A 9,910-nucleotide genomic window follows, 5' to 3' on the forward strand; every position below is an offset into this window, starting at 1 on the left:
AGTAAACCGGGGCAATAAACCGGTAGTTGTAGAGAAATTCGGTGGAGCGGTAGTTCAGTCGGTTAGAATACCTGCCTGTCACGCAGGGGGTCGCGGGTTCGAGTCCCGTCCGTTCCGCCACTTATTAAAAGCCCTGAGCATTTGCTCAGGGCTTTTTCTTTTTCCATCGTACTATTGTTGCTGTTTTAGCAAAAATCCTCTGCATTTATCGATCTTTTTCCCCTCCGTCGCCTCAGCCATAATCTTCTCAATGAGTTAACACTAAGTAAAAAAGAGGAATTTTATGGCAATCCCTGCATTTGGTCTTGGAACCTTTCGTCTGAAAGATGATGTGGTTATCGCATCGGTAAAAACGGCGCTGGAACTGGGCTACCGTACGATAGATACCGCCCAGATCTATGATAATGAAGCGGCCGTTGGCCAGGCTATCGCCGAAAGCGGCGTAGCGCGTGATGAGCTGTTTATCACAACCAAGATCTGGATCGAAAACCTGAGCAAGGGCTCGCTCATTGCCAGCCTGAAAGAGAGCCTGAAAAAGCTGCGTACTGATTATGTCGATCTGACGCTGATCCACTGGCCTTCTCCGGGCGATGCCGTTGCCGTTGAAGAGTTTATGCCGGCGCTGCTGGAAGCTAAGGAGCTGGGGCTGACTCGACAGATCGGGATTTCAAACTTCACCATCCCGCTGATGGAACGCGCTATTGCTGCCGTTGGCGCCGAAAATATTGCCACCAATCAGATTGAGCTGTCTCCGTACCTGCAGAACCGCAAAGTTGTGGATTGGGCAACAGCGCGCGGTATCCATATCACGTCATATATGACGCTAGCATATGGTAAGGCTCTGAAAGACGAAGTCATTTCTGGTATTGCTGCTAAGCACAACGCAACCCCTGCGCAGGTGATTCTGGCCTGGGCTTTGGGAGAAGGCTACGCGGTGATCCCATCTTCAACGAAGCGTGAAAACCTGGCGAGCAACCTGAAAGCCCAGGATCTGCAGCTGGATGAGGAGGATCGCAAAGCGATCGCCGCGCTGGATTGCAACGATCGCCTGGTTAGCCCGGAAGGTCTTGCCCCTGAGTGGGATTAAATAATCAACCCTCTGTAGCCCTTATTTAACCTTCTACAGCTCCTTCGGGAGCTGTTTTACATGCTCGCTGAGAAAATCAATAAACGCCCTGATCCGGGTGCTGACCGCTCTGTCGCTGTAGTAAACGGCGCTAAACGGCATCTCTACCGGCAGCCGCTTGTCGGCAAGAAGCTCGACAAACTCCCCGCTCGCAATCTCCTGATTCACCATATAATCCGATAAACAGGCGATGCCGTTACCGGCAAAGCACAGCTGTTTTATGGTTTCCCCACTATTTGAGGATATCTCGCAGCTGACTTCCAGCAGCTGACCATCGCAGCAGGAGACAGGCCAGGTATTTAATGAAAGAGGCTCAGTAAAACCCAAACACTGATGATCTTTAAGGCTGGCTACATCCTGCGGCGTGCCGTGGCGGGAGAGGTAGTCAGGTGAAGCGATGATTTTCCGGTAGCTGTTAAACAGCGGCCGGGCGCGCAGGCTGGAATCCGTCAAGGTACCCGCGCGGATCGCAACGTCCACTTTACGCTCAATCAGGTTGATGAAGGTTTCCGACGACACCAGCGCGAGGGTCATTTCTGGATAGCGTTCGCGGAAAGGCTTCACCAGCGGCATCAGGAAGTGCAGCATCACCGGCGTAGCGGCATCCACCCGCAGCAATCCTCTTGGCGTAGTCCGCGTTTCCAGAAGCTCATTTTCCGCCGCCGCCATTTCCTGAAGCACCACCTGCATACGACGAAAGTAGCGTTCCCCCTCCTCGGTCAGGCTTAGCTGGCGAGTTGTCCGGTTAAGCAGGCTGACGCTAAGCTTTGATTCCAGTTTTTTCACCGCCCGGCTGACGGCGGAGTTTGCCTGTCCCAGCTGTTCCGCCGCCCGGCTAAAGCTTCCGCTTTCCACCACGGCGACAAAGATGGCAATCTCTTCTGATGTCGCTCTCATTATTGCACCTGTAGCAAAATTCTATTGAGACTTTGATAGTTTTTGTTATTTAAGCATCCCTGCATACTACGTGTCATCTTAATCCTGATGATACGGAGTAAATTATTCCACTGGCGCTACTTGCCTTAACTATCGGTGCCTTTGCGATTGGTACCACCGAGTTTGTGATTGTCGGCCTGGTGCCGACTATCGCAGAACAGCTGGCCATCTCACTGCCTTCAGCGGGTCTGCTGGTTTCTATCTACGCGCTGGGCGTGGCGATCGGAGCCCCGGTGCTGACGGCGCTGACCGGCCGCATGCCGCGCAAACAGCTGCTGCTGGCGCTGATGGTGCTGTTCACTGCCGGCAACCTGCTTGCCTGGCAGGCGCCGGGTTATGAAACGCTGATTTTCGCCCGCCTGCTTACCGGCCTGGCGCACGGCGTGTTCTTCTCGATTGGTTCTACCATTGCGACCAGCCTGGTGCCTAAAGAGAAGGCTGCATCGGCGATTGCCATTATGTTTGGCGGTCTCACCGTGGCACTGGTCACCGGGGTGCCGATCGGAACCTTTATCGGCCAGCATTTCGGCTGGCGTGAAACCTTCCTTGCGGTTTCCATTCTCGGCGTAATTGCGCTGGTGAGCAGCCTGATTCTGGTGCCGAATAATATTCCGGGGCGGGCCAGCGCCAGCCTGCGCGATCAGGTGAAGGTATTAACCCACCCGCGCCTGCTGATCATCTATGCGATTACCGCCCTGGGATACGGCGTTTCTGTGGCGATCGGTAACGTCTGGGGCGGCAAACTGGCCGACAGGCGCGGGGCGGTGCCCGCGCTGAAGATTATCTTTGCTGCGCTGGTTGCGCTGCTGCTGGTATTCCAGCTTACCGCCAGCATCCAGTATGCTGCGCTGGCAACGGTGCTGGTGATGGGGATTTTTGCCTTCGGCAACGTGCCGGGTCTGCAGGTCTACGTCGTACAGAAAGCGGAGCAATATACGCCCGGCGCCGTAGACGTTGCCTCCGGCCTTAACATCGCCGCTTTTAACGTCGGCATCGCATTAGGCTCTATTATTGGCGGACAAACCGTAGAATGCTATGGCCTGGCCGGGACGCCGTGGATTGGCGCGGGGATTGTGTTCGCTGCGCTACTGCTGGTCGTGCTGAGCGGTCGCCTGGATAAATCTCATCCGGCAAAGGCGGTTTCCATCGCAGGATAAAGGTTTCTCGCGAATTGCATTGAAAGTGCATACGAAAGTCCCTATAACAGAATAACCGGCCGCAGTCAGGCCGGTTTCATGTTATCGAGGTTTGATGCCTAAATTGCGAAAGAATACTTATGCTATGCGCTATGTCGCCGGACAGCCTGCGGAGAGAATTTTGCCTCCGGGGTCATTTGCAAGCATTAGCCATGGATTCCCGGCAGGCGTACCTTTAAGCAGCGATGAGAAAATTCGCGTGCTGGTGTGGAATATATTTAAACAGCAGCGGGCCGAGTGGAAGTCCGTGCTGAATAATTTCGGTAAAGACGCTCATCTGGTGCTGTTACAAGAAGCACAAACGACGCCCGAGCTGGTCAGATTCGCCACGACCAACTATCTGGCAGCAGATCAGGTCCCCGCATTAGTTCTGCCTCAGCACCCATCTGGCGTCATGACGCTGGCTTCGACTCATCCGGTCTACTGCTGTCCCTTGCGCGAACGCGAACCCATTTTGCGACTGGCTAAATCGGCGTTAGTGACCGTCTATCCGCTGCCAGATATGCGTTTGCTGATGGTGGTGAACATCCATGCGGTTAACTTCAGCCTTGGGGTTGATGTCTACAGCAAGCAGCTGTTACCTATCGGCGACCAGATAGCTCATCACAGCGGCCCGGTTATTATGGCCGGTGATTTTAATGCCTGGAGCCGACCGCGCATGAACGCGCTCTATCGCTTTGCCCGCGAAATGTCGCTGCGCGAGGTTCGTTTTTCTGACGATCAGCGCCGCCGCGCCTTTGGTCGTCCGCTCGATTTTGTGTTCTACCGGGGGTTAAGCGTGCACGATGCCTCTGTGCTGGTCACGAGTGCCTCCGATCACAACCCGCTACTAGTCGAATTCAGTCCCGGCAAGCCTGATTAATTAAGGTACGTCAGGCCTGCCGTGGGGCGGGCCTGCGCAAGCAAGGTGCTGCCTTTATTATTCAAACAACCGAAGGACAACACAATGACAACACGCTCTCACCATGACAACGTCGAAAAACAGTTTGGCTCACAGGCCAGCGCTTACCTGACCAGCGCCGTACACGCCTCCGGACGCGATCTGCAGCGGCTGGCCGAGCGGCTGGCTGATTTCCCTGCTGCGCGGGTCCTCGATATGGGCTGTGGCGCCGGGCATGCCAGCTTCGCTGCGGCCGGGCAGGTGGCAGAGGTAACGGCATATGATTTATCCAGCCAGATGCTGGACGTTGTGGCGCAGGCTGCTCAGGATAAGGGGTTTTCAAATATAAAGACCCAGCAGGGCTATGCGGAAACCTTGCCCTTTGCGGCGGCCAGCTTTGAGGTGGTGATTAGCCGCTATTCTGCCCATCACTGGCACGATGTCGGCCAGGCGCTGCGTGAGGTCAAGCGCGTTCTCAAGCCGGGTGGGGTGCTGATTATTATGGACGTCATGTCGCCGGGACATCCGGTTCGCGACGTATGGCTGCAAACGGTTGAAGCGCTGCGCGATACCTCCCACGTCCGCAACTATTCCAGCGGAGAGTGGCTGGCGCTGGCGAACGATGCCGGGCTGGTCACGAATAGTTTATCGACCGATCGCCTGCCGCTGGAGTTCAGCTCATGGGTGGCGCGTATGCGTACGCCGGAGGCGCTGGTGGCAGCGATTCGCCTCTATCAGGATAGCGCATCGGCAGAGATAAAAGCCTACTTTGCCTTACAGGACGACGGCTCCTTTACCAGCGATACCATCATGTTTGAAGCGCATAAAGCGATATAAAAAAGCGATATAAAAAGAAAAGGCACCGGGATACGGTGCCTTTTTTATCAGGTATATCAGGAATCCGGTCTGTCGCTATTTTTCACAAACAGCGTGAGCTGATCGCCCGGCTTCAGGGCATCGGTGCCGTTGTTCCAGCGCATCACATCACGAATATTCACGCCATGACGTTTTGCGATGCTCGACAGCGAGTCGCCTTTGCGTACGCGATAGGTAATGCTATCGCTGTTGTTCGCAAGACGGGTCGCGCTGCTGCCGGCGCCAACTACCAGCTCCTGGCCCGCTTTCAGCCCCGATCCGCGCAGGTTATTCCACTGCTGCAAATCTTTCGTCGACACGCCGAGACGTGAGGCGATCCCGGAAATCGTATCGCCGGAACGAACCTTATAGCTGCGGCTGGTCAACGGCGCGTTGACCGCGAGCTGCGTCGGCTGTACGGCTGCAATGTCGCCAGAGGCCAGAGATTCACGCAGCTGAGCTGCATGTTTCTGCGGCACCATTACGTAATTCGGCCCGTTCGCACCCAGGGTTGTCCCCTTTACGCCGGCATTGAATGTCTTTAGCTTGCCGACGGGCATTCCTGCCATATCGGCCAGCTGGCTGATATCAACCGGACTATCGAGGCGAACTCGCGCCAGCGCACGGCTTTCGTCTGCCGTCGGCAGCTTCACGCCATAACGCTTGCTGTTTTTGAGAATGTCGCTCAAAGCCAGCATCTTAGGTACGTAAACCTTGGTTTCCTGTGGTAATGAAAGCGACCAAAAATCAGTAGGCTTGCCGCGTGATTTATTCGCTTTCATTGCCTTCAGTACCCGGCCTTCACCGCTGTTATAAGCCGCGACGGTCAATAACCAGTCGCCGTCAAACATCTTATTCAGACGCTGCATCATGTTCAGTGCCGCCGTAGTAGAGGCGACGACGTCCCGACGCGCATCGTAGCTGCGGGTCTGTTTCAAACCATAATTGCGCCCGGTGCTCGGAATGATCTGCCAGATGCCTGCGGCATTGGCGCCAGACGTTGCATGCGGGTTAAAAGCGCTCTCCACTATGGGTAGTAATACCAGTTCCATTGGCATGTTACGTTTCTTAACTTGCCCGGCTATCCAGTACATATACGGCTCTGCCCGTAAAGTTACATCGTGGAGATAGCTCTTATTACGTAAGTACTTCTGTTTCTGTTCGCGAATCCGGGTATTTTCCGGTATTCCCATCTTTAGCTCGTCGCCTATGGAAGTCCACAGATCCTGGTCTTGCGCGTAGAAGGTTCCATCATCTAACCAGCGCGCTTGACTTGTGAACTTACCTGCTTCCCCTTGACCAGCTGCAGAAAGGCTCTGTGCGTGCTGTTGAACGTTGCCATCGTGCTTAGACGACTGGCACCCCACCAGCAGGACAGAGACGAGTAAAATCGCTCGTGCCTTCATGTGTGTGTCAATAGTTGCTTAAAAGACGAGCAAGAATAACGGTGAAGTTAGCGAATGACAAGAGTTAAATGTCAGAAGTCATCTTTCTTTGACCTTAACCAGGCGAATCGCTGCGCAGAGTGTTGCAAATTTGTTTCTTTGGATATTTCTTTAATTAAATCATTGTCATCCGTGCGTAAAAATAAATTTATACGGCGCTCATTTTTCAGATTTACCGGGAGTGTCATTTGTTTTTTTGCACGTAACTCATTAACTTTATGGTAGTAATCATTTATAGCCATATCCTGTGGCAGGATACTCAGAGCAAACTTCATATTTGCTAAAGTATATTCATGTGCGCAACATACCAGCGTATCGTCAGGTAGCGCGGCTATTTTCTGAAACGATTGATACATCTGCTCTGCGGTCCCTTCAAAGAGTCTGCCGCAGCCGCCGGAAAACATTGTATCGCCACAAAATAGATAAGGTTCACTGAAGAAACAGACGTGTCCTAAAGTGTGACCTGGCGTAGAGAAAATAGAAAATTCGTGGCCTAAAACAACGACCCGATCGCCGTCGGCAACGAGATGGGTCGTTCCCTTATCCTGGGTTTCTGCCGGTCCGTAAACAACGATGTCGGGGAATGTTTCGCGCAGTTGTTTTACGCCGCCAACGTGATCGTGGTGGTGGTGGGTGAGAAAAATGGCCTCCGGCTGCCAGCCGTGTTCCGCGATTGCGGTCAGTACGGGCGCCGCTTCGCCAGGATCGACGATCAGACAGCGGCCGTTATCCGCGCTAAGAACCCAGATGTAGTTGTCCTGAAATGCAGGAATGCTGATAAGATTCATTTATTACTCCTAAAAGCGTAGCGGAAGGTTGCGATGAAGCCGGCAAGGATATCTCAGATAGTCACAGCGCCAGAGCATTGGTCCAGTATGCCCTGGGGCGAATACTATCGCGAATCGCTGGAGCGGCAGATGAAACCGTGGCTGGCCAAGCTATATGGCTTTCATTTGCTTAAGATTGGCAATCTGAGCGCGGAAATCAATACCGAATCCTGCGCTATCTCGCATCAGGTGAACGTTTCGCTACAGGGGACGCCGATTCAGGTGAAGGCCGATCCCCTCCATCTGCCTTTTGCCGAAAAGTCGGTTGACGCCTGCCTGCTGGCGCATACCTTACCCTGGTGCAGCGATCCTCACCGCCTGCTGCGCGAAGCCGACAGGGTGTTGATTGACGACGGCTGGATAATTATGACCGGCTTTAATCCGGTGAGCCTGATGGGGCTGCGCAAGCTGATGCCGGTATTGCGTAAAACGGTGCCGTACAGCAGCCGGATGTTTACGCTAACGCGCCAGCTCGACTGGCTGGCGCTGCTCAATTTTGAGGTTCTGCACTACGGCCGCTATCAGGTGCTGCCCTGGTCCCGACACGGCGGTAAGATGCTCAGTACCCACCTACCGGCGCTGGGCTGCCTGCAGCTGATCGTGGCCCGCAAGCGCACTATCCCGTTAACGCTAAATCCGCTGAAGTCGGGAAAAGCGAAGGCCCGGCTGCGCCAGACGGTAGGGGCCACGCGACAGTCGCGAAACGGGCTGAATTAACGTTCTGGCTGGTAACCGATATCGTCCTGCGTAGGGCTGAAGGCGGCAGCGCGCGCCAGCTCGTCGCAGCGTTCGTTTTCCGGATGGCCGGCGTGGCCTTTAACCCATTCCCACTTGATCTGGTGCTGACCAAGCGCGGTATCCAGGCGCTGCCACAGATCAACATTTTTGACCGGTTTTTTATCAGCCGTTTTCCAGCCGCGCTTTTTCCAGTTGTGGATCCACTGGGTGATCCCCTGACGCACGTACTGGCTGTCGGTGCTGAGTACGACTTCACACTGCTCTTTCAGCGCTTCCAGCGCAACGATAGCTGCCATCATCTCCATGCGATTATTGGTCGTAAGGTTATAACCTTCGCTAAAGATTTTTTCTTTCCCGCGATAGCGTAAAATGGCGCCGTAGCCGCCGGGTCCTGGATTACCCAGGCATGAACCGTCGGTGAAAATTTCTACCTGTTTAAGCATCTCTGGTAGACTTCCTGTAATTGACATCGATATGTAAACGGCAAGTCTGACATAAATGACTGATATGAGCACTGCAATTACGCGACAGATTGTTCTCGATACTGAAACCACTGGTATGAACCAGCTCGGTGCGCATTACGAAGGACATAAAATCATCGAGATCGGTGCGGTGGAGGTGATCAACCGCCGCCTCACCGGGAATAACTTCCACGTTTATCTCAAGCCGGACCGGCTGGTGGACCCTGAAGCCTTTGGCGTTCACGGGATTGCCGATGAGTTTCTGATGGATAAGCCGGTGTTTGCCGACGTAGTCGATGAGTTCATGGACTATATCCGCGGGGCGGAGCTGGTCATCCATAACGCATCGTTCGATATCGGCTTTATGGATTATGAGTTTGGCAAGCTAAAGCGCGATATTCCCAAAACCAATACCTTCTGCAAGGTCACCGATAGCCTGGCGCTGGCGCGGAAAATGTTCCCCGGCAAGCGTAACAGCCTCGATGCGCTGTGCTCGCGTTATGAAATAGATAACAGCAAGCGAACGCTGCACGGGGCGTTACTCGATGCCCAGATTCTGGCTGATGTCTATCTGATGATGACCGGCGGCCAGACGACGCTGGCATTTTCGACGGAAGGCGAAGGCCAGATGCAGGCAGGAGAGATAGGAATACAGCGCGTTGTTCGGGCTGCCAGCAGGCTGCGCGTCGTTTACGCCTCTGATGACGAGCTGCTAAACCATGAATCGCGGCTCGATTTGGTACAAAAGAAAGGCGGAAGCTGCCTGTGGCGGAGCTGATACGCCGCAATACGCTGTAAAAATAGGCGGGCGGGCGATTTTTACAGCAAACGGTTCAAAAGTGAAGAAAAAGCGTTGACGGAGTTAGCGGTAATCCGTAATATTCGCCTCGTTCCCAAGGGAACAGTGAAAGTGGAGCGGTAGTTCAGTCGGTTAGAATACCTGCCTGTCACGCAGGGGGTCGCGGGTTCGAGTCCCGTCCGTTCCGCCACTATTCAGGCCCATGTTATTAATTAACGTGGGCCTTTTTCATATCTGCGTTTTGTTGTACGCCATTGCCGTCTGGCTTGCGCGATTATGACCGGTTTTATTTATGTCAGCGCCCCGGGCAATCGCCGAGCAAAATAGCGCGTAACAGCATCGCTGTTTCCATCCTGTTACGCGCGGTCACTACGCTAACATTCCTGTTAGTCAGAAAATCTCTCGTATTTACTTCATCAATCTTTCGTGGCCGAAGGCTGTTTCTCTTTGACTTCGCGATACCAGCGCGGGTGATGTTTCTTCGCCCATGTTTTGCTAACCCAACCTTCCACCATCGCGATAATGGTGCCTTTCACCCACAGGGCGGCGTAGATATGCACCATGATAACCACAATTAACGCCACTGCGGCAAATGAATGCAGCATTAACGCAAATCGGATCACCGGGATTGAGAACGCAGGCGCAAA

At 53.9% G+C, this 9,910-nt stretch carries 11 protein-coding genes and 2 tRNA genes; 8 read left to right on the forward strand and 5 right to left on the reverse strand.

Features of this window, described 5'->3' with window-relative positions; translation table 11 throughout:
* Nucleotides 1-43: 43 nt before the first annotated feature.
* Together GO007_RS28660 and dkgB are read left to right on the forward strand one after the other, a co-directional pair.
* A tRNA-Asp gene (locus tag GO007_RS28660) sits at nt 44-120 on the forward strand.
* 163 nt (nt 121-283) lie between these two features.
* Nucleotides 284-1,087, forward strand: coding sequence for a 2,5-didehydrogluconate reductase DkgB (gene dkgB, locus GO007_RS28665; protein WP_095105768.1), 804 nt, complete (start codon nt 284-286; stop codon nt 1,085-1,087).
* A gap of 33 nt (nt 1,088-1,120) precedes the next feature.
* On the opposite strand, the gene yafC is transcribed toward dkgB, so the two are convergent.
* Nucleotides 1,121-2,023: a DNA-binding transcriptional regulator YafC gene (gene yafC, locus GO007_RS28670; protein ID WP_095105770.1), complete on the reverse strand. Its 903-nt coding sequence runs from the start codon at nt 2,021-2,023 to the stop codon at nt 1,121-1,123.
* Between the two features lie 104 nt (nt 2,024-2,127).
* Here yafC and GO007_RS28675 point away from each other — a divergent pair, with 104 nt between their 5' ends.
* From GO007_RS28675 to GO007_RS28685, 3 genes are all read left to right on the forward strand, one after another.
* Complete coding sequence (locus tag GO007_RS28675; RefSeq protein WP_095105773.1) at nt 2,128-3,219, forward strand: MFS transporter; 1,092 nt, start codon at nt 2,128-2,130, stop codon at nt 3,217-3,219.
* Between the two features lie 103 nt (nt 3,220-3,322).
* A complete protein-coding gene (locus tag GO007_RS28680) occupies nt 3,323-4,120 on the forward strand; it encodes an endonuclease/exonuclease/phosphatase family protein (protein WP_095105790.1) in 798 nt (265 codons plus the stop codon).
* 84 nt (nt 4,121-4,204) lie between these two features.
* The gene (locus GO007_RS28685) at nt 4,205-4,975 is read left to right on the forward strand and encodes a class I SAM-dependent methyltransferase (protein WP_095105776.1); all 771 of its coding nucleotides are present in this window, start codon (nt 4,205-4,207) and stop codon (nt 4,973-4,975) included.
* 56 nt (nt 4,976-5,031) lie between these two features.
* On the opposite strand, the gene mltD is transcribed toward GO007_RS28685, so the two are convergent.
* Nucleotides 5,032-6,399, reverse strand: a complete 1,368-nt coding sequence (gene mltD / locus GO007_RS28690) for a murein transglycosylase D (protein WP_095105779.1) — start codon at nt 6,397-6,399, stop codon at nt 5,032-5,034.
* 71 nt (nt 6,400-6,470) lie between these two features.
* Nucleotides 6,471-7,226 carry a hydroxyacylglutathione hydrolase gene (gloB, locus tag GO007_RS28695; RefSeq protein ID WP_095105782.1) on the reverse strand — a complete coding sequence of 252 codons (756 nt, stop codon included), beginning with the start codon at nt 7,224-7,226 and terminating at the stop codon, nt 6,471-6,473.
* Nucleotides 7,227-7,259: 33 nt separating this feature from the next.
* Here gloB and GO007_RS28700 point away from each other — a divergent pair, with 33 nt between their 5' ends.
* Nucleotides 7,260-7,982 (forward strand): class I SAM-dependent methyltransferase, encoded by a 723-nt coding sequence (locus GO007_RS28700; RefSeq protein WP_095105785.1) that lies wholly within the window; start codon nt 7,260-7,262, stop codon nt 7,980-7,982.
* Here the strand turns inward: GO007_RS28700 and rnhA are convergent.
* Nucleotides 7,979-8,557 (reverse strand): ribonuclease HI, encoded by a 579-nt coding sequence (rnhA, locus tag GO007_RS28705; protein ID WP_189339934.1) that lies wholly within the window; start codon nt 8,555-8,557, stop codon nt 7,979-7,981. The genes GO007_RS28700 and rnhA overlap by 4 nt on opposite strands.
* Between rnhA and dnaQ the strand changes: the two genes are divergently transcribed.
* Together dnaQ and GO007_RS28715 are read left to right on the forward strand one after the other, a co-directional pair.
* The gene (gene dnaQ, locus GO007_RS28710) at nt 8,511-9,242 is read left to right on the forward strand and encodes a DNA polymerase III subunit epsilon (RefSeq protein WP_095105793.1); all 732 of its coding nucleotides are present in this window, start codon (nt 8,511-8,513) and stop codon (nt 9,240-9,242) included. The genes rnhA and dnaQ overlap by 47 nt on opposite strands.
* A gap of 134 nt (nt 9,243-9,376) precedes the next feature.
* Nucleotides 9,377-9,453 (forward strand) — tRNA-Asp (locus tag GO007_RS28715).
* A gap of 226 nt (nt 9,454-9,679) precedes the next feature.
* On the opposite strand, the gene GO007_RS28720 is transcribed toward GO007_RS28715, so the two are convergent.
* Nucleotides 9,680-9,910 (reverse strand): cytochrome b family protein (locus tag GO007_RS28720; protein WP_463351423.1); only part of this gene is annotated, 231 nt, incomplete at its 5' end.

This window comes from Klebsiella sp. 10-1 (genome assembly GCF_009758445.1).
In the GTDB taxonomy this organism is placed as follows: domain Bacteria; phylum Pseudomonadota; class Gammaproteobacteria; order Enterobacterales; family Enterobacteriaceae; genus Klebsiella; species Klebsiella scottii.